Source organism: Asaia krungthepensis NRIC 0535 (assembly GCF_025995175.1).
Classification (GTDB): Bacteria; Pseudomonadota; Alphaproteobacteria; order Acetobacterales; family Acetobacteraceae; genus Asaia; species Asaia krungthepensis.
This window is the reverse complement of record NZ_BAPV01000061.1, coordinates 194,505-215,017: the sequence shown is the minus strand read 5'-3', so window position 1 is coordinate 215,017 and position 20,513 is coordinate 194,505. Positions and strand designations below refer to the sequence as shown.

At 58.5% G+C, this 20,513-nt stretch carries 13 protein-coding genes; 7 read left to right on the top strand and 6 right to left on the bottom strand.

The genetic code is table 11. The annotated features are described in order from the left end of the window. The first annotated feature begins 63 nt into the window (after nt 1-63). Together dhaL and AA0535_RS15145 are read left to right on the top strand one after the other, a co-directional pair. Nucleotides 64-1,896 (top strand): dihydroxyacetone kinase subunit DhaL, encoded by a 1,833-nt coding sequence (gene dhaL, locus AA0535_RS15150; RefSeq protein WP_264817507.1) that lies wholly within the window; start codon nt 64-66, stop codon nt 1,894-1,896. A gap of 27 nt (nt 1,897-1,923) precedes the next feature. Beyond that, nucleotides 1,924-3,051: an MDR/zinc-dependent alcohol dehydrogenase-like family protein gene (locus AA0535_RS15145; protein WP_127103249.1), complete on the top strand. Its 1,128-nt coding sequence runs from the start codon at nt 1,924-1,926 to the stop codon at nt 3,049-3,051. A gap of 72 nt (nt 3,052-3,123) precedes the next feature. Here the strand turns inward: AA0535_RS15145 and AA0535_RS15140 are convergent, their stop codons facing one another. After that, a complete protein-coding gene (locus AA0535_RS15140) occupies nt 3,124-3,966 on the bottom strand; it encodes a PhzF family phenazine biosynthesis protein (RefSeq protein WP_264817505.1) in 843 nt (280 codons plus the stop codon). Nucleotides 3,967-4,110: 144 nt separating this feature from the next. On the opposite strand from AA0535_RS15140, the gene AA0535_RS15135 reads away from it, so the two are divergent. The 3 genes from AA0535_RS15135 to AA0535_RS15125 all read left to right on the top strand — a co-directional run bounded on the left by AA0535_RS15135 (nt 4,111) and on the right by AA0535_RS15125 (nt 8,846). Next, the gene (locus tag AA0535_RS15135; RefSeq protein ID WP_264817503.1) at nt 4,111-5,460 is read left to right on the top strand and encodes a carbohydrate porin; all 1,350 of its coding nucleotides are present in this window, start codon (nt 4,111-4,113) and stop codon (nt 5,458-5,460) included. A 291-nt stretch (nt 5,461-5,751) separates the two neighbouring features. Next, complete coding sequence (locus AA0535_RS15130) at nt 5,752-8,049, top strand: TonB-dependent receptor (RefSeq protein ID WP_373319362.1); 2,298 nt, start codon at nt 5,752-5,754, stop codon at nt 8,047-8,049. Between the two features lie 263 nt (nt 8,050-8,312). Continuing rightward, the gene (locus tag AA0535_RS15125; protein ID WP_264817502.1) at nt 8,313-8,846 is read left to right on the top strand and encodes a tetratricopeptide repeat protein; all 534 of its coding nucleotides are present in this window, start codon (nt 8,313-8,315) and stop codon (nt 8,844-8,846) included. Between the two features lie 75 nt (nt 8,847-8,921). On the opposite strand, the gene AA0535_RS15120 is transcribed toward AA0535_RS15125, so the two are convergent. From AA0535_RS15120 to AA0535_RS15100, 5 genes are all read right to left on the bottom strand, one after another. Then, nucleotides 8,922-9,206 (bottom strand): hypothetical protein, encoded by a 285-nt coding sequence (locus AA0535_RS15120; protein WP_264817501.1) that lies wholly within the window; start codon nt 9,204-9,206, stop codon nt 8,922-8,924. A gap of 360 nt (nt 9,207-9,566) precedes the next feature. Then, nucleotides 9,567-11,315 (bottom strand): AMP-binding protein, encoded by a 1,749-nt coding sequence (locus AA0535_RS15115; RefSeq protein WP_264817499.1) that lies wholly within the window; start codon nt 11,313-11,315, stop codon nt 9,567-9,569. Between the two features lie 47 nt (nt 11,316-11,362). Beyond that, nucleotides 11,363-12,736 carry an autotransporter strand-loop-strand O-heptosyltransferase gene (locus AA0535_RS15110; RefSeq protein ID WP_264817498.1) on the bottom strand — a complete coding sequence of 458 codons (1,374 nt, stop codon included), beginning with the start codon at nt 12,734-12,736 and terminating at the stop codon, nt 11,363-11,365. 1 nt (nt 12,737) lies between these two features. Then, nucleotides 12,738-13,904 (bottom strand): autotransporter strand-loop-strand O-heptosyltransferase, encoded by a 1,167-nt coding sequence (locus AA0535_RS15105; RefSeq protein WP_264817496.1) that lies wholly within the window; start codon nt 13,902-13,904, stop codon nt 12,738-12,740. A gap of 15 nt (nt 13,905-13,919) precedes the next feature. Then, the gene (locus tag AA0535_RS15100) at nt 13,920-14,900 is read right to left on the bottom strand and encodes a glycosyltransferase family 4 protein (RefSeq protein WP_264817495.1); all 981 of its coding nucleotides are present in this window, start codon (nt 14,898-14,900) and stop codon (nt 13,920-13,922) included. 632 nt (nt 14,901-15,532) lie between these two features. Here AA0535_RS15100 and AA0535_RS15095 point away from each other — a divergent pair. Further along, nucleotides 15,533-17,782: a Hint domain-containing protein gene (locus AA0535_RS15095; protein ID WP_264817494.1), complete on the top strand. Its 2,250-nt coding sequence runs from the start codon at nt 15,533-15,535 to the stop codon at nt 17,780-17,782. Nucleotides 17,783-18,269: 487 nt separating this feature from the next. Next, nucleotides 18,270-20,483, top strand: a complete 2,214-nt coding sequence (locus tag AA0535_RS15090; RefSeq protein ID WP_264817493.1) for a Hint domain-containing protein — start codon at nt 18,270-18,272, stop codon at nt 20,481-20,483. Nucleotides 20,484-20,513: the final 30 nt, after the last annotated feature.

Genomic DNA, 20,513 nt, shown 5'->3' with positions numbered 1-20,513 from the left:
CTGTTACGGTTATTGTTCTTGGGCACACAGGGTGTTTTCCCGGCACGCAGTATGGGGCCCATTATGGATCATTCAATCGTTCACGCAGCGCATACCGGCCATGGTGATGGCGCTTCGTCACAGTCTCCCGCAGCACGGCCCAAGCTGGACCGCATTTTCAACGATCCCGATGGCGTAGTCGAAGACGGCGTGCGCGGCGCGCTTCTTGCTCATCCGGATATCATCGTCGAGACGGCCAACCCGCGTGTCGTCAAGCGCGCCAAGACCACGGGCCGCCGCAAGGTCGGCGTGATCACGGGCGGCGGTTCGGGTCACGAGCCCGCCTTCCTCGGCTATGTCGGCACGGGCCTTCTGGACTCCGTTGCCATTGGCGAGATCTTCTCCTCCCCGACGGCTGTGAGCTTCCTCGACGCCATGAAGGAAGCCGATACCGGCGCCGGCGTGGCCTGTCTCTTCGGCAATTATGCCGGTGACACGATGAATGTCCGCATGGCAGCCCGTGACGCGCAGCAGGCAGGCATCAAGGTCGAGACGGTGGTCGCTACCGACGATGTCGCATCGGCCCCGGCCAGCGAAGCAGAGCGTCGTCGTGGCGTGGCTGGCGAGATCCTGATGTGGAAGGCTGCCGGCGCCCGCGCTGAAGAAGGCGCTTCGCTGGATGAGGTGATCGCCGTGGCCCGCAAGGCCATCGCCAATACCCGCTCCATCGGTGTCGGCCTCACGCCCTGCACCATCGTTGCCAACGGCCACCCGAATTTCTCGATCGAACTCGGCACCATGGAAGTCGGCATCGGCCATCATGGCGAGCCCGGCGTGTCCGTTCAGGAACTCGGCCGGTCGCGCGACATCGCCAAGCTGATGCTCGAGCATATCCTGCCCGACCTGCCTTTCACGAAGGGCGACCGCGTGACGGTGCTGCTTTCGGGTCTGGGTGCCACGCCGATCATCGAACTCTACGTGCTCTATGCCGATGTGGCCGATCTCCTGAAGGAGAAGGGCATTGAGGTGGCGCATCGTTTCGTCGGCAATCTCTTCACCTCGCTTGAGATGAAGGGTGCCACCCTGACGATCATGAAGACCGATGAAGAGCTGGACCGCCTGATGGCGGCTCCCGCCGAGTCCATCGGTCTGGTGCGCGTCGGCGCCGGTGCGGCACAGGTTCAGACTGCCGAGGCCCCGACCGCCACGGCCGAACCGGTCGAGGCGCTGGTCAAGACCGCGACGGGCGAGAAATACGTGCCCAAGAGCGGCATTCCCGTTGCCGAAACCACGAAGGTCATCCCGGCCCTGGTCGATGCCATCGTCAAGGCACGCGACTGGCTGAGCGAGATCGACGGCAAGATCGGCGATGGCGATCACGGCATCAACATGGCCAAGGGCTTCGCCCGCTGCGGTGACGCTCTGGGTGCCAATCCGCCGGTCATGGAAAAGGGTCTCGATGCCCTCTCCGACTCTCTGATGGCCGGTATCGGCGGCTCGATGGGCCCGCTCTACGGTCGTTTCTTCGAAGGCATGGCGATCCCGCTGCGCAATGTCGAGTTCCTCGACGGCAAGCTCTTCGCCCAGATGCTCGACGGGGCGCTGGCCGGGATCAACAGCCTTGGCAATGCCCGCGTGGGTGACAAGACCCTTGTCGATACGCTGCAGCCTTCGGTTGAAGCCTTCCACAAGGCGCTGGATGACGGCAAGTCGTTCGAGCAGGCCCTGATCGCGATGTCGGAAGCGGCAGAACGCGGTCGTGACTCCACGATCGATCTGGTGGCCCGTATCGGCCGCGCCAGCCGACTGGGCGAGCGGTCACGCGGCGTGCTCGATGCCGGTGCAACCTCCTGCTGCCTGATCCTGCAGACCATTGCAAAAGAACTTGAGGCCCCGGCGCGCAACCACAACGCCTGATCTGCCTCAATCCAGAAAGACAAGACCATGAACAAGATCGTCACACCTGATCTGGGCGCCCTGCAGAAAGAAGCAGCCAGCGTCGCTCTGCCGGAAAAAATGATGGCCGTCGTCGCCTACGAGCCCGGCGATTATCGCTGGGAAGAGGTGGATGTGCCCCGCGCCGGTCCCGATGACATCATCATCGAAGTCGAGACCGTCGGCATCTGCGCCGGTGACATCAAGTGCTTCCTGGGCGCCCCCTCCTTCTGGGGCGACAAGGAACAGCCCCGCTACGTCAAGCCGCCGATGATCCCGGGCCACGAGTTCATCGGGCGCGCCGTCGAGATCGGCGAGAACCTGCGCGGCCAGTACAAGATCGGTGACCGCCTGATCAGCGAGCAGATCGTCCCCTGCGACGATTGCCGTTACTGCAAGGGCGGGCAGTACTGGATGTGCGAACGTCACGACCTGTACGGCTTCCAGAACAACACGAACGGCGCCATGGCGAAGTATATGCGCTTCCCCAAGACGTCGCGCACCCACCGCGTTCCGGAAGACATGCCCGCCGAGGCGGCTGCCCTGATCGAGCCCTATGCCTGCTCCGTTCACGCTGTGAACCGTGCGAATATCCAGCTCGATGACGTGGTGGTTCTGGCCGGTGCCGGTACGCTGGGTCTGGGCATGGTGGGCGCTGCCCGCCTGAAGAACCCGAGCAAGCTGATCGTGCTCGACACCAAGCAGGACCGTCTGGATCTGGCGAAGAAGTTCGGCGCGGATATCGTGATGAACCCGCTGGAAGAAGACGTGGTGGCCAAGGTCAAGGAACTGACCGGTGGCTATGGCTGCGATGTGTATATCGAAGCAACGGGCCATCCCTCCAGCGTTCGTCAGGGTCTGCACATGATCCGCAAGCTCGGCCGCTTCGTCGAGTTCAGCGTGTTCGGCGATGAAGTGACCTGTGACTGGTCGATCATCTCCGATCGTAAGGAGCTGGACGTGCTCGGTGCCCATCTGGGTCCGTATTGCTACCCCTTCACCATCGCCGCCATTGCCGATGGACGTCTGCCGGTCGAGGGCGTGGTGACCCATTCCCTGCCGCTGGATCAGTGGAAGGAAGGCTTCGACCTGATGAAGAAGGGCGACAAGTCCATCAAGACGGTCCTCGTCCCGTAAGATCGGTTATCTCCGAGACGACCCTGTCTCTGCTTCGAAAGGCGGTTCCCAATGGGGCCGCCTTTCGTCGTTTCAGAGGGTGAGCGTTCCCGCGATACGGGGCGTGACGGTGCCACCCACCCAGATCGTCTCATCGTCCTTGCGGATAGAGACGCGCCCGTTGCGCCCTAGCGCCGTGCCCTGGCTCGCCAGATAGGTTTCGGGGGCCATAGCCTTGCCGATCATCCACTGCGCCATGGCGGCATTGAGACTGCCGGTTACCGGGTCCTCGAAACCCTGGTTCTGACCCACGAAGGCCCTGATCTCGAAAGCGGCGCCTGTTTCATCGCGGTCTTCCTGCCACGGCGCGACGATCCCGTAGAGATTATCGCCCATCTTCGACCAGTTCGGCGTGACGGCCAGCACATCGCGCCGCTCACGCAGGGCGAGGAGCTGCCAGGGCGGCCCGTTATCCCCCCAGGCGGCGTCGAGGATATCGTCCGGGGTCAGGCCGAGTGCGGCACAGGCCGTCTGGCGCTCCTCGGGCGTAAGGGCGCCGCTGCGCCGCTGCGGCGGCGCCGCAAAGGCGTAGCGTCCGGCCTCGACTTTGACCCGAACCAGCCCAACTCCGCATTCCTGCACGATCATGCCGTCATGAGTGTTGCCCGGAAGGGATGCCCAGACGAAAGCCGTGCCGAGTGTAGGATGCCCGGCGAAAGGGAGTTCACCGCCGGGAGTGAAGATGCGTACGCGGTATGAGGCCTCGGGGGTGGTGGGGCGCAACAGGAAGGTCGTCTCGCTCAGATTGGTCCAGTTCGCGATACGGGCCATCAGCGCGTCATCGAGCCCGTCGGCATCGAGAATCACCGCCAGAGGATTGCCGGCAAAGGGGGCAGCGGCAAAGACATCGACCTGCCGGAAGGGATGGTCGCTCATGATCGACCCTTTCAGGAAACGCGTAAGACGGATCACAAGCGTAACAGACAAAACATTGCTCGGGCCAGACAGGCCGAAAATCGCCACAAACCGCCGATTGAAACGACGGGCTGGAAAAGCGGCGATGAAGTCGGGAGAAGAGAAATGCGGCGCTGGGCAAGACACGGAGCGATGTTCGGGCTGGGTCTCGTCGCGGGGTATATCGGGCTGGTGCAGATGAGATTGGCTCATGCCGATTCCGGCACAGTTCTGACAAGCCTCGCTTCCCTGCGTGATCACGGCGTGATGCTTCACGTGCAGCATACCAATGAGATGCAGGCCATGATCAATGCCCCCACCCCGGATCAGGGATTGAAAAAAGGCGTCGGGAACGTTGGTATCGCGACCTATGGGGCTGATATCGACTGGGAGCGTCTGGCGGGTGCAGGCGGCATTTCGACCCATATCGTGCTGGCCAGCGGATATGGCAGCCCGACGAGTCATAAATTTGGCGACTACCTCACCCCCAGTCAGGCCACTTATGGTGGGGTGGGCAATGTGGTCATCCATCTGGTCTCTGCCTATGTCGAGAAATCCATGCTCTATGACCGGGTGAACGCGGCGGTGGGACGCATGACCTTCCTGTCCGATTTCTCGGCCAACCCGCTCTACTGCAATTTTATGAACGCCTCGTTCTGCGGTAATCCGAGAACCGCTGCCGATAACAAGGCGCATGCCGCTTTTCCCATGTCGAACTGGGCGACCCGAGCCCGTGTGCAGATCAGCGATGTTCTGACAGCGCAGGCGGGGGTATACCTGACCGAAACCGAGGCGATCTACACGCATCACCAGACGCGTACCGGCTTCAAGTTCAATGGGGCGACAATCGACGGCATGGCGCTACCGGTTGAACTGGCCTGGTCGCCGCGCTGGGGCGAAAAACGCGAGCTGCCCGGTCGGTACAAGCTCGGATTTGTCTATGATACGGCGCGGCATGACTCGCCTTTCCAGACGGGGAGCGGTCAAAGCCTCTATCTGACCGACGGGACGCCACGGCGCCTTAAGGGATCATGGTCCACATGGGTCATGGCGGATCAGATGGTCTGGCGCTTTCAGGGCAGGGGGCGGGATGCCGGCCTGACCGTACTGGGCGTGGCGTACTGGAATTCGCCCCGCACCCAGTTGCGCAAGGCGCAATATTCCCTCGGTTTTTTGATGCGCGGCATGATGAAGTCGCGCCCCGCGGACGCGATCGGGCTCAATGCGTCATGGGTGCAGGTTTCGCGCTCTGTCGTGCATGCTCAGCGTGAGGCGGTGCGTCGTCATGGCAAACTACCCCGACATGGGCGCTTCCCCCAGGATGGGGGTGGCGTCATCGAGGCCTTCTACCAGATGCATGTGTGGCGTGGGGTCTCCATCGCACCTGACCTCCAATATTACATCAATCCGGGGCTTCAGCCGGGACTGCGCAACCAGCTTTTGCTGGGGGTTAAAACGCATATCGAGTTCATCTGAATCCTGACTGCGGCATCTTGAACTGTGGCGGTGAGAGCACAGTTTTACTGCGAGTTAAGAAAGATTTTAAGAATCGTTTGCATCTCGGCGTTACATGGCAGAAACACGTCGCCGAAGACGGTGCGCCGTGATTCTGAGTATTCCTCCCGGGTGAGGAGGGATGCGACAGAATGATCCCAACGATGATCATGTTATGTCAAAACATTTCAGAGGTCATGCCGGATTGTCTTCGTGATCGAAAACGAATTTGTGGTGGATCATATGCCCGAAGACTGCGCGTTTCCCGGAGAGATGCAGAAGAAAAGCGAGCTTCACTCGAAGCTTTCCCCTGGATACTCAGGGAAACAGAAACGCCTTCTTCTTCTGGCGTTGACCGCCGGCATGGGGCTGGGTGCTGCTGAGGAAGCCGAGGCCCAGGAAACGACGGCTACAGGCACCCAGACTGCCGAGGGGCAATCCATCGCTCTTCCTGCCGTGCGTGTGCATGGCAAGGAGCAGATCAACACGCTCAACACCAACACGACGACCCTCGATATCGGCCGTATGCCGGATAATGTGCGTGAAACGCCCCAGACGGTCAGTGTCGTGCCCAAGCAGTTAATCGAAGAGCAGCGACTCTTCACCCTCGATCAGGCGCTGTCCAACGTTCCGGGCATCACCATGTCTGCGGGTGAGGGCAATGGTGGAATGAACGGCAACCAGTTCCGCATCCGCGGCCAGCAGGCACGCGGCGATATCTATGAGGACGGTCTGCGCGATTTCGGTAATTATGTGCGCGACGTTTACAACACAGAAAGCGTCGAGGTGGTGAAGGGACCGTCCGGCCAGTATTTCGGTGCAGGCAATGTAGGCGGCGTGATCAACCAGACGCTCAAGAAGGCGCATAGCGGCAATGCGTTCGGGGCCGATCAGTCCTTTGGCAGCGGCATGCAGTATCGCGGCTCAGCCGATGCCAATTACGAAATCAACGCCCATACCGCCCTGCGCGTTAACGGCATGTACAACAAGCAGATGGTGGCGGATCGGAACAATGTCCGCAGCGATCGCTATGGTGCTGCTGCCGACCTGGGTGTCGGGCTGGGAACCAAGAATACCTGGCATCTGAATTATCAGTGGCTCGGCAGCCGTGGTCGCCCCGATTACGGCGTGCCGATGATCCAGATCGGCAAGACCTATCGTCCGATCACGGAATATGGTCTGCCGCGCAACACCAATTATTCGCGCAATTTCGACCGCGACATGGGCAATGTGCACATGGTCACCTCGAAATTTGCCTCCGAACTGTCCAAGTGGCTGACGCTCTCGAACGATACGCGTTACTCGCATTACACGCGCAATTTTGCAGCGACGACCCCAGCCGCCTGCTCCGGGGCCTGCGCGACATCGTTCCTAGCGGGCGGCAATCCGACACTGGCCTACGGTGCCGGAGGCGGCATGGGCTACGATCAGGCCGGTTGGGGCGTACAGAACGTGACCATGGGTCATTCCAAGTTCCGGACCGGCTTCATGCATCACGATATTCGCGCTGGTGTGGACATCAACTACACCAAGGATGATCGCCTCTACGGCACCTGGATCAACCGTGTGAACAACCAGCAGATCCGAACGCCGCAATTCGAGTATCCGGGCACGATGCTGACCTTCCCGGCAACGGGCAGCCGTACGGCCGATTTCCGCGATCTCGGCCTGTTTCTGGCTGACAAGATCCATCTGACCAAGCAGATCTCGGTTTATGGCACAGTGCGCTGGGATGACTATCGCTCGACCTACTGGAGCGCAGCCCAGTCGGCGATCGGTGTGCAGAAGCAGAAATCGAACAAGTTCAGCCCGTCGGCCAGCCTGATGTATGAGCCGCTCGAGAACACGACCTTCTACTTCACCTTCTCGCAGTCCTATAAGCCGGTCGGCACGGATGTGTCCTCACTGACCATGAGCTCGACCGGCATTGGCGACGTGGCGGCGAATGGGCGCGATCTCAAGCCGCAGCGCAGCGACCTGTACGAACTGGGCGGTAAGGCCGATTTCTTCAACAAGCGCCTCGGCGTGACTGGCGCGATCTTCCAGATCGAGCAGAACAACTCCTTCACCTATGACGACGATGGCAACATCATCACCGGTTTCCAGGATGCGGGTTCCGGCCGTCGCATTCGTGGCCTTGAAGTCAGCGCCACCGGCAAGCTGACCCGTGACTGGGAGATCTATGGCTCCTATGCCTATATGGGCGGCAAAATCACGAACAGCGCCAATTACAGCGGCAATCGCGCACCACAGCTTCCGGCCAACAGCCTGTCGGTCTGGAGCACCTATGACGTGTCGCGTCTCGTCCTGAAGCCCAATAACGGCAAATTGCAGGCCGGTGGCGGTGTTCAGTACTCGTCGGGTTACTGGTCCAATGAAGGCCGTACCGGACGCATGCCAGATAACATGTCGCTCAACGGCATGATTTCCTACGATATCTCGCATTACCATGTGCAGTTCAACGCCAACAACCTGACCAACCATCGCAATTACGCCTCGGCATTCTCGACGTCGCGTACCGTGCCGCTTTCGGGCCGTACCTTCCTCGGCTCGGTCGGACTGCGCTTCTGATCCGATGATCCGGGCGGGGTTGTGGGGCTCCCGCCCTTCATATGCCTTTCCGTTCCGGGGTGATCCCTGTCCGGAATGGAGGCAGGGGGGGGAAGCAGCCTGATCGCCCTGTTCTGCCTCATGACGAAACCCTCCCGGGTCTCGTCATGAGGTGTTCCTGTTGAGAGTTCTCCTTATGGGTTTCGTTGCCTGATGGCGGCCATCTATCTCTCATGCGCTGTGGTACGCCTGTCGTAATGGGCGCGCCTGTCAGGCCCCCTCCTTTGGATGAGCGCCTCAAGGCCGGTCTCTATCTGGCGCAATGGCATCTCGACCAGGGCGCCATGCACGAGGCTTATCGCCTGTTTACCGAGGCGGCCCGTTCAGGGCACCCCGTCGCCTTGAACATGCTTGGCCGTGTTTTCGAGCGCGGCTGGGGTACGGCACGGGATGTGACACGCGCGCGGGAATTGTTCGAAGCAGCCTCTGAAGGCGGGGATGGCTGGGCATTCTACAATCTCGGTGATCTGTACCTTGTCGGAGAGGGCGTGCCGATCAACAGGGTGTGCGCCTGTCAGGCCTATATCGAGGCCGCACGCCGGGGCGTCGGTCAGGCGTTCAACATGCTGGGGCTGTTGCATGAGGAAGGCTTTGGTGACGTGCTGCCCAGCGTCACACATGCCCGAACCTATTTCGAGGCTGGGTCCGACTGCGGCGACGTATCGGCGCGCGCCAATCTCGCCCGATTGGGAGAGGCGATCCGATCATCCGATCGCCCAGAGGCTACGACAGGGCGGGAAATCGGAACGCGCCCATAATGCGATGCAGCACGAGACAGATAGCGTGATCGGGATGTACGGGGATTGTCCCTTATGTCCCGCCAGTCAGCCAGCTCAGTTGACCGAGGCTTCCTTGCGCTCACCCATGGCAAATGCCTTGAGAATGGACTCAGCCAGAAGTTTCGCGGCCTTCGGGGTAAGCCTGAGATGGGCGGTGGGGGCAATGACGATTTCATTGCCGTAAGGGCGTTCTGCGGCGAGTGTCACGGTGATAATTCCCCCGACATGGCCGTAAACGGGAACATTATCGGCGAAAATGATCGGTGCCGACTCAGCATTGAGTGAGGCGATTCCCTGCGCGATCTGGTTCAAGATCTTGTCTGAGGTATTATCTGCCATTTTGCAGAGTGCCTTTGATTATTGATAAAACGTCGCCGGATCGAACTGACGACGAGGATGTCACAAGGTCGATACCCCTACAAGCGTCGAGGTTCCGGTCAGTCGATTGACTGAGAAGCGCAGTACCGCTCCAGCGGTCATTAACGGACAGCGTGGTCAGGATACAAGGGGTATAACAGGCGATATCTACAATGTGAGCAGTGAAGACGGGTCCATGCGCGCATCGAAACAGTATCGCGTATTAAATTAACGCAATCATCATTCCTGATTATGAGAGCCAATACCGCACAAGGCGTCCAGCACATCTGTCCCGGCAGAATCAATCATGGCTCGTAGTCATAGCCGCTGCGCCGGGGATGATCAGATCATCCGCTCGATACCCGTTGCGACGGGCAGACAGGTGTCTCCCGAGGCGAGAATGGAGGATTTTTCATTCAGGATATTTTCGAGTGTCAGATCGGCCCTGATTTTGCCAGACGGCGTCCGGATCACATAGCCCTTGCGGACGACGTAGAAATCGAAGCGGGCAATTCGGTAGGTTTTCATGACCTCGCCCAGCGTCTCACGCATGGTAGCCAACGGGTCAGGGCTTCCGATTTCGATGATCAGGGTCGGCAGATCACGAACCGGCAGATCGGGCGGCACGACGATACAGAGCGCGCTATCAAGCGCCTGACTGAGCGCAAGGGCGATGTCGTTGGTGTAATAGACATTTCCCTCATACGTGAATTTTTCGCTCAGGCGACCGACATGGAACAATTCGCCCCGATACATGAAACCGAAATCCTGCGTGCGGAGGTAACGAATACCGTCCTTCGTCACGAAACAATGGGCATTGCGCAGGGGATTATTGAGATAGCCTGAGCTCACGCTTGGACTGTCGATCCAGATCTCACCGACATGACCCTCCGGCAGGGGGGTGCGTGCGTCGGGATCGACGATGATGACGCATTGATCTTCATGTGCCGTACCGCAACTGGCGAGTAGGGAAACGTCGTCGCCGTCCGCATCCGGGCGCGGAACGGCTTTCCCGTGGCTCAGAGCTGTACGGTCGAATGAGACGAGGTTGACGCCTGCCCCCTTGCGGCCTGAGGTGACAAGCAGCGCATTTTCGGCAAGGCCGTAACAGGGATAGAAAGAGGACGCTCTGAAGCCCTGCGGTGCAAAGCGTTGGCTGAACTTTCCCAGGGTGTCGGGGCTGATGTTTTCTGATCCGTTAAAGGCAACAGACCAGCGGGACAGATCCCAGCCCGAGGCAATTTCCTTTTCCGGCAGACGGGCGCAATAGCGATAGGCGAAGTCGGGGCCGCCAGAAATGGTCGCCCCGTAACGGCTGATGGCCGCCAGCCAGCGGGACGGCCTCTCGATAAATTTGTCCGGCGCCATGAAGTAGAAGGGATTGCCTGCTGCCAGAGCAGGCAGCACCGCACCGACCAGTCCCATATCATGGGTGAAAGGGAGCCAGCTTAACCCGGTATCGTTGTCCTGATACTGGAAAGAGATAAGCTGAGCATGGATGTTATGGCAGATATTGCGATGAGTCAGGCAGACCCCTTTGGGGTTTTCCGTGGAGCCTGACGTATATTGCACAAGAGCCAGATCTTCTGACTTGAGGGGCACAGGTTCGGCAGGCTTCGGGGCGCTCAGGGCGCTTTCCAGCGGGATCCATTTCACCTTGCTTGCGTCGCGCCCGGCCTGATGAAACAGGGTCAGCGTTTCGCGTTTTCCCAGTACCGCTCTGGCGTCACTGTCATGAAGGATAAAGGTGAAACGCTCCGTCGCCCCGATCGCACTCGGGTAAATGCCCGAAACAGGGACATGCCCTGCGTACAGACAGGCGAAGAACGCTACAATGTACTCAATGCCGTTTTCGAACAGCAGGACAATTCTGGCGGGAGCAGGCAGAATGCGGGTCAGATGCGCAGCGGCAAGACAGGCGCGGTCATGCAACTCGGCCGCGCTCAATGTCTCGGTAACGTTTTCACCATCACCGAGGAAGAGAAAGATCGAGCTCTCATGGCGGGTCAGACGCCTGAAATGCAGCAGATCGACAAGTGTTCTCTGTTTCCAGGCTTCGATGCCGACAAGAGCCTGTTCTTCTTCATACATGGGTCAGGACTCTCAGACCGTTGCGCAGGGGGGGCATGACAGGAATCTCACTGCTGCGCGCTTGATGCAAGCTGCCGATGAAGGGCGTCGCAATAGGCGATCACCTGCTCGGGCATAATCAGCTTGGTGCATTCGAAATGACGCGGCGTGTCCTGGTGGCGGGGGCAGAACAACATATTGCCGTGTTCGAAAGGGGTGCGCACATCGTGCCAGCAGCTGTTGCACACATGAGGATTGAACACGCGATAAGGCGTGTGGAACTCATTGGATGGGTGCGTAAATCCGCTGATCATCACCACCGGAGTGCCTGCAGCCCAGGCCAGCCATGAGAGACCGCTCGACAGCCCTATGAAAAACGATGCGTGTTTAAGCCAGTAGGCGCGCTCGATGAGCGGGCGATGGCCGGTTTCGTCACGAGCCCCATGGGGGATGTAGTTCCAGTGGTTACGATGCCCGGAGACAGATTCCTTGTCGATGCAGACGACCTCGTACCCAAGTCCCTTGAGGTGCTGGATGACGCTCGTCCAGCCATGCGGGTTATTCCAGTACTTGCACTGGCTGGAAGCCTGGGTCGCGATCACGACATAGGGCTTGTCCAGCGGTGGCTCGCTGACAGGCCACTGGTTCAGTCGCGGCGGAATTTCATGATCGTCGACGCCCAGAATATGCGCTGCGGTGCGATGCAGCCCCACAAGCCGGAAATCCGAAGGCTGCCAGTCATGCGCTTCATCCTGGAAAAACAGCCCGATATAATAAGTGGCATAAAACCGGGATCGCTCCGCCTCATAGTCCTCGAAGGTACAGCATCTGATCCCGGGATATTGGCCGGCAAACAGCTTTACGGCATCGGGGCTCATACCGATTGTCAGGTGGCAGCCGTGTTTCTCCTGAAACTTTACCGCATAGGAAAACCAACCGATGGCATCGCCCAGTGTCCCGCCAGGCAGAAGGATGGCCACATCCCGTGCGCCGCAGTCATAGTCATGGGACAGAACGAGCTGATCCGTCTCAAGGCAACGAACCTCGATGCGCGTCGGGATAAAATATTTTTTCGACCCGAGAATCATGCAGTTGCTCGCCTCGTCATTATAGAGGCAAACCGAGCGCTCGGTATCGGTGAGGGTGACCCGCCATCTTCCCGGTGGGATACTGACGCGCGTTCCGCCGTTAAAGTCGAAGGCAATGTTGTGGGCCGTCTGCTGCGTCGGGACGGGAGCAGGATCGGGGAAAGCGCCTTTGTCGGATGATCCTTTGGCTCTGTCAGCAGGTTTCACGAGAGGCTGGCTCGCGAAATCCTTGGTCTCCTGCGGGGTCTCCGTGACCGCCGAGCCAGGCTCAGTGACATCCTGTCTGGGCGAGGCTTCCCCGGAAGACGGATCGAAATTCAGGATTGAATCGATGATGGCGTCAATCTTGCTCATATCAGCCCTGGCCTCCGATATCGGCAATGACGCGATCAACGGTTCCGATAACCTGTTCCGGTGAGATCATCTTGGTACATTCGAAATCGCGCTCTGAGTCTCCATGGCGTGGACACCACATGTAATTGACGCGCTCAAATTCGATCGTCACGTCATTCGAGCAGCTATTGCAGACATTGCGGTTGATCACGCGATAAGGCGTTTCGAATTCGTTGAACGGCTCGGTAAAGCCGCTGATCATGACAACCGGGCATCCTGCGGCCCAGGCAAGCCATGACAACCCGCTGGATAATCCTACGAAAAAATCGGCATGGCGTAGCCATCGAGCGCGTTCACTCAGCGGGTGAGGGCCGGTCATGTCCTCGGCACCATGGGGAATATGGTGCCAGATGGTCCCGTTGCCCGCCACGCGATCACGGTCGATGCAGATGACACGATACCCCTTCTCCTTGAGATGGCTGACAAGCCTCTGCCAGCCTACGGGGTTATTCCAGTATTTGTTGTGCCCGGTAGCCTGTGTGGCAATACACACATAAGGCTCTTCGATCGGTCGACCGCCATCCGCGATCCTGATGGACGGAAGGCGTGCCTCTGGGGTAAGGCCGAGGATGTATGCTCCGGATACGGCCAGCCCAACCTGCCGGTAATCGGTGGGCTGATGATCACGATTGATGTCGTTGAAAAAGATCAGCACCTTGTAGCGTGCATAAAAGGGCCGCTCGAGAATAGCCCTATCTTCCGTGACGATCAGTCGCTCATCCTGATCCCGGAAGAGCTCTGCAAGCCCGGGACGCACCAGGCAATGGGCAATGCATTCGTGCTTGGCGGCAAAGGCCTGGACCTGGCCGATCCAGGCAAGATGATCGCCGATGCCGCCCAGATGCATCTCGATAAGAATTTCCCGACCGCGCAGATCGAGCGTGTGTTCGAGCACCGTGGTTCCGTTGCGGGAAATCTTGAGCGAGAACGGCACAAAATACTTTTTGGAGCTGCATACGAAACCGCTGCCCGTCCCCTGGGGGAAATCTCCCTGCGAGAAGAGCAGCGTATGGGTTCCAGTGTCCATGATCTCGGCATGCCAGTCTCCCGGCGGAAGGCTGATTCGGCACCCATCCTGGAAATCATACCGTATTCCGTCGGGGCCGGCCTGGCTCGGCATGCTGTCCATTGATATTGCCTTCAACTATACGGCGTCAGGAGACGTGCTGAAATGGGCGCAGATCTCGCCATAAACTTGCATAAGAGCGTTATAGGTGGCGCCCACCGAATAATGATGGGCGGTCTTTTCAGCCTCGTCGAGCATTCTGTCAATGCGGGGCGCCCCGTGACGCAGTTCGGATATAAGTCCCGACAAGCAATCGACAATCTCCTCACATTGTTCGGGCGAGAACCAGTGCCCGTTACGATGCGACGCATAATCCTTGCCACCCGTGCCATGAAAACCCACCAGTGCACAGCGGGAGGCCATGGCTTCCAGGGGGGTCAGAGGCATGGCCTCCTGACGGGAGAGCGCCAGGAAAATTGCTGCGTTGCCCATGGTCTGGGCGACCTCACGCTGAGACATGTTTTCGAGCATGAACCAGGGGATGTCGCGCGTTTCGGGATATTTAAGGTGAAGCATCGTGCGGATCAGATGAGCGAGGGATGAATTCCCGGCTTCTGCGGGCCATTTGCGCGGGTTGGTCGCGATCGAGAGCGTTTTGTTCCGGGGGTGGAATGTGGCTGTGTCGACGGAATTGGGGACGACGTGCACATTGCGCACCCTGAGCATGGAAGACAGGGATCGCGCTGTTTCCTCACCCGGTACGATGAAGTGGGAAAATCCCATATCCATCAGTTCCTGCCCGCCGATACCATAGCTATAGAGGTAGAACGGGTTCTGGCAGAACATGATCTTTTTGCCTGGGAAAGGCGTCTTTGCGATATCGAGCAGCATATCCACAAGGATTTCAGGAAAGACCAGTACGTCGCCCGGGGCGGCCGTAAAACTTCCGCAGATATCCAGCCTTTCGGAGATATCGAGCCAGTCTGGTCTGCCTGATGGCTGGAAGACTGAAACCTTATATCCCGATTTTGCCAGCATCTCCGCATGTTGATACGTGACCTTGACGCCCCCGGAAATAGCGCCCGCGTCGAAGGGATTGAGAAAAATGACTCTGTTCATGAATATCCTGCGCTGTCGAAAGCGAAAAAATACCGGCTCCTGATAGCATCAATCATCATGCGGAATCTGGCCTTAACCCGGCGGCGGAGATTATTTTTCAACTTCCGACTCCCTGTCGCAGCGACACTCTGAGGCACGCAATATAGCCGGCGCCGGGGAGTAATTGCGTGATTTTTGATGGACGTCCTGCAACGTAAGTCGACACGGGGCTACGCTATAGAATTCTCTGTGAAAATCTCCGCACCGACTGTCTCCGTCGGCTCATGCCTGGGATTCCCGTCGGGCCGCGCTGTGAAAACTGCAGCGACACTGATCTGACTTACGAGGAGCGACTGCAATGTTTTGTTATGCTTTAACGAAAAATGACAAATATATGCCGATCTATTAACATCTGTATTCACAATAGAACCCATATTGTCGTTTTATGCCAACAATGTGATGGTTAATACCAAACAATTACGTATTGCGGTTCCAGGGACTCTATGGCATTGATGTTTGCTAATAAGCAACACGAGTCGTCCAGATAAAGGCGGCGTGATGTAAATGCCCGGTCTAGCGAAGCGTGGCCAAGGTCTCTGTTGTAGGATCTGCGATAGAAGAGCGCGTCGAACCGGATAATTCGAGGATTTGAAATGACGATCACATCGAGTGGTTCGGCAATCGGCGCCCAGATTACCTATGCCGGAGGACGTTACTCGGTTCTCAGCGGCGCCACGCTTGCGGTGCAAGGCGCTGGGACAACTGTTTTCAACCCTATGGTCTCGGGCTTCGGTAACGGACCCGATAACTCAGGGTTCCTGCCCGGCCAGTCCGGTGGCACGAACTATCCTGCTGTGCTCGTCGCTTCCGCCGCCGGTGTTGCTTCCGGTGCAACAGTCGGGTTTGGTGGCGTTGTCATGGGGGCCAATGGCGGCACGGCAGTCGGTGGCACGGCCTTCGATAGTGGCTCCTTCGTTGGTGCCAATGGCGGTGTCGTCGATGGAGCAACGATCGGCTCCAATGGTGGCGTGATGGCCTCGATGGTCGCCGGGTATGGTGGCGGCGCGGGTATCGTGCGCAATGTTCACGTGCAGGCGGGGGGCTATGGTCTTGCGGGTGGTGGTTTCACCATCAAGGGGCAGCGATTTGAAGGCGGCGGTATCATCTCCGCCAGCAGATTCGATGTAGGCTCGACGGAAATCCTGACCTCTGCCGGAACTGACATCGGCAGCGTGATCGGGGGCACACAGATCGTGTCCTCGGCTGGCGTTGCCATGAAGTCGATCTTCAGTGCAGGGACGCAACAAATCTTCAGCGCGGGTCTGGCTAGTGGATCCATCGCTTCAGCAGGCGGTCGTATCGAGGTCTATTCGGGCGGCACGGGTGCGGCATTGATCATCGCCTCTGGGGGCAGCCTGCATGTCAACATGAACGGTCGTGTGAACGGCGTTCAGATTCAGGCTGCGGCAGCAGCTACAGCCGATCGGGCGGCGATCATCTCAGGCGCAACCATTGCAGGTGGTGGTACTCTGACCCTCAACTCCGGCGCGACCCTGTTCAATGGTGTCATCGCAGGCACCACGTCGAGTGGGGGTGTCGGCGGACTGCTGGTGCTGGAATCCGGGGCGGTCCTGAGCGGCGTGACAAGCATGGGATGGAAGAGCCGACTGGATATCGACAGCGTCCAATATACTTCGGGAGCCGAGATATATTACACAAACAACGACATGATGGTCCTCGACAAGGATGGCAATCTGCTTTGGGAAGGCCCTGTCGGCGGAGGGACGTCAGCTGGCTGGAATGATTTCCATCTTGAGCGGGATCCGGTCGATGGCAGCATGATTATCGTTTATGACAAATGCTTCCTCAAGGGGACAATGATCCGTACCCCCCGTGGCGAAGTGGCCGTCGAAAATCTCGAAGTCGGCGACCGCGTTCTCGCTTACGTGAATGGAGAGGAGGTTGCCCGCGACATCATCTGGGTCGGCCATCGCTCCACGAATGTACGCCAGGGGCTGTCTGACGACGAAGCCGGTTATCCCGTCCGTATCAAGCAGGGCGCGCTGTCTGAGAATGTTCCGCATCGGGATCTGCTGGTTACGCCTGAGCACGCGATGTTCATTGACGGGTCGTTTATCCCGGCGCGCATGCTCGTGAATGGTCGCAGCATCGTTTATGACCGGAACATCAAGCAGTTCGATTACTACCATATTGAAACCGATGAGCATTCCGTTCTGTGGTCCGAAGGCGCGCTCAGCGAGAGCTATCTCGATACCGGTGACCGCAACCTCTTCTCGCGCGGCAGCTCCGTTGTGCGCCTGCTGAATGCGCCGGCGCGGGACTGGGCGCTTCACGCTGCAGCACCGCTCCGTGTCGAGCGTGAATTTGTCGAACCGGTTTACGTAGCGCTTTCAGAACGGGCCGACGCGCTGGGTATGACCGCAGTGCATCCTGCGGCTGAGACGACGACAGATCCTGATCTGCATCTTGTCGATGATCGGGGCAACGAGATACGGGCGATCCGTGTCGTTAATCGTTCGCATCTCTTCATGCTTCCGACGAATGTCTCGGGATTGCGACTTGTGTCGAGAACAGCGAGACCTGTCGATATGATCGGATCCTTTGTCGATGATCGCCGTCATCTGGGCGTCATGGTCGGTGAGATCCAGATCTGGGAGGCGGGGCAGACCCGGTCGCTGGACGCGCATCTCACCAGCGAGACGCTGGCAGGCTGGACGAGCCCCGAAGCGGGTATTACAGGCCGCTGGACCTCGGGCAATGCCGAATTGCCGCCGATCGAAGTGCAGGCCGGAGGAACGGCGATGCTCTCGATCGAGATCGTCGCGGGCGGCCCTTATCCGGTTATGGACAAAAATAGCTCGCTCGAAGCGATCGCGGGCTGAGGGGAGTAAGGAGCTTCCTCGCACGGGCGTGAGGGGTCATGTGTTGATTGCCTCATGCCCAGACCTCTTCCTTCTGCTGCGGTAGAGGAGAATCCTTTTTGTGTGTTTTACTTGTGAACAATCTCGAGCCGGGAGTTAATTACATGATCTTCACGATTAATTTTCCCAGGGATCACGCTGTGGGCAATGGCGTTCAAGTTGGCCCACATCATGGAATAATTATTGCTGGTGAATGAGTTAAACTCGAAATGCAGATTTTGTTTGTAAAAAACAAATAAGATATAACAATATACTATAGTAAAAGCCTATATATCTCCGCGTTGATTGTCGGATTTTTCTATGTCAGGGGTCTGCTTGTTAAGTAATTGTGAACGGAAGCGCGGCATTTCTGACGGATCTCCCTGGCAATCGAGGACGTCTTCCCTGCGTCCGGGAATTGCCGCCCGTCAGTATGCCCGCGCCCGATCCCTGGCGAGGAGGCTGAGATATGGGTATTACCTCTACCGGTATGAGCGGGAATGCATCGATCACCCAGGTCGGGCCGATGTCCTATCGCGTTCTGAGTGGCGCGACGCTCATCACTACAGATAAAAATTACGCTACGACAAACGTGTATGTTGAGGGGCTCGGTGCCGGTGGGACGGATAATCCTGCCATGCTCATCGCCTCGGCAGCGTCGGTCGCCTATGGAGCAACCGCCGTCTCCGGCGGTGTGGTTCTGGCAGGGGGTAACGGTCAGGCGCTGGGCGGTACCGCCTATGAGAGTGGCGGCTTCGCCGCGATCAATGACGGTGTGGTCAGTGGCGTGACGGTCGGTAATCTCGGCGGCGTGCTGGCCAGCAAGATCGGCAAGTATAGCGGTGAACCGGGACTTGTACTTAACGCGCATGTGCAAGCGGGAGGTGTTGGTCTTGCCGGGGGTGGTTTCACGCTCAAGGGGCAAGCCTTCGCTGGTCCGGGCGTTATTTCAGGCAGCAAGTTCGATATTGGCTCCACCGAGGCCCTTGCGAGTGGCGGCACCGATATCGGAAGCATCGTCGGCGGTACCCAACTCGTGTCCGCTGGCGGATCGTCTGTGTCGACCATCTTCAGTGCAGGTACCCAGCTACTGGGCGACGGGGCCTTTGCCACGGACTGCGTCGCCTCGGCTGGCGGGCTGATTCACGTGGGCGGGGGGGCGCTCTCGCTGGATATGACGCTGGGTTCGGGTGGCAGCCTTCTGGCCGAGGCCGGTGCCAATCTCAATACACTGGCAATCCAGCAGGCTGCTGCCGCAACGCTCCTGAACGATGCCTACCTCATCAATGCCACTATCAATGCTGGTGGCACGATGACGGTCAATTCTGGCGCAACGCTGATCAACGCCGTCATTTCCGGTATCTGCGAGGACGATAATCTTCCTGGGGGACTGCTGATTGTTCAGTCAGGTGCCGTTCTCCAGAATATCACCGTTGGCTGGAAGGGTCGTATCGACATCGATACACTGAGCTGGAACGAGGGGCAGCGTATCGTATACAGCCACAACACGATCAGTATTGTTGACGTCAATGGGAATGTCTTGTGGCAGGGCGATGTTCACGGCACCAAAGGCAACGCATCGAGCGATTATCACTTGGAGCGTGATCCGGCCGATGGAAGCGCGATCATCGTTTATGACAAATGCTACCTGACGGGTACCCTGATCCGTACCGAGCGGGGTGAGATCGCGGTAGAGGACCTTGTGGTCGGCGATCGTGTCGCGGCCCTCGTCGATGGCGATGTGGTAATGCGGGAGATCGTATGGCTTGGTCATCGGTCGAGCATTGTTCGTACCTGGCTTGAAGATGACGAGGCCGGTTACCCTGTCCGTATCCTCCGCAATGCGCTGGGTGAGAATGTGCCGTCCAAGGATCTTCTTGTGACGCCAGAGCATGCCATGTATCTCAACGGCGCTTTCGTACCGGCACGTATGCTGGTTAACGGCCGAAGCATCGCCTATGATCGCAGCATCACCCATTTCGATTATTATCATATCGAAACAGACAAGCATTCGATCATCTGGGCGGATGGCGCGCTCAGCGAAAGCTATCTCGATACGGGTGATCGCAGGCGTTTTGCCCAACCCGGAGCGGTTGTTCATCTGATCAATGCGCCGGAGGCCACCTGGGAGGGCGATGGCGCAGCGCCGTTGCGTGTGGATCGCGGTTTCGTGGAGCCTCTTCACGCGTCGCTTTCGCATCGTGCGGCCTCGCTCAATCTGGGAAGCCAGATTGCAGCGCCTGAAATTACCGAGGATCCTGACCTGCATCTGGTTGATGACAGGGGACGCATCATGCGCCGTATGCGTATGGTCAATCGATCGAGCGTGTTCATGGTGCCGCCCGATGCCCGACGCGTCCGGATCGTTTCCCGCGTGTCGAGACCGATGGATGTGATCGGCCCGTTCCATGACGATCGCCGTCATCTTGGCGTTCTGGTTGGTGATATCCAGATTTGGGAAGCGGACCAGACACGTCATCTTGCAAGTCATCTTCGTGATGAAACACTTGAAGGCTGGTCAAATATTGAGGATGGTCGTCAACGCTGGACAACGGGTTCCGCGTTGCTCGACTTGAGCGATCGCAAATCAGACGCAGTCTGTATTGTCGCGATCGAAGTTCTGGCCGGGGGGCCATACCTCGCCCAGTCTCCGGTACCACTTCGAGGGGCTCAGGTAGGCTGAGCGCCAAGGTTCAATTGGGTCATTCATTAT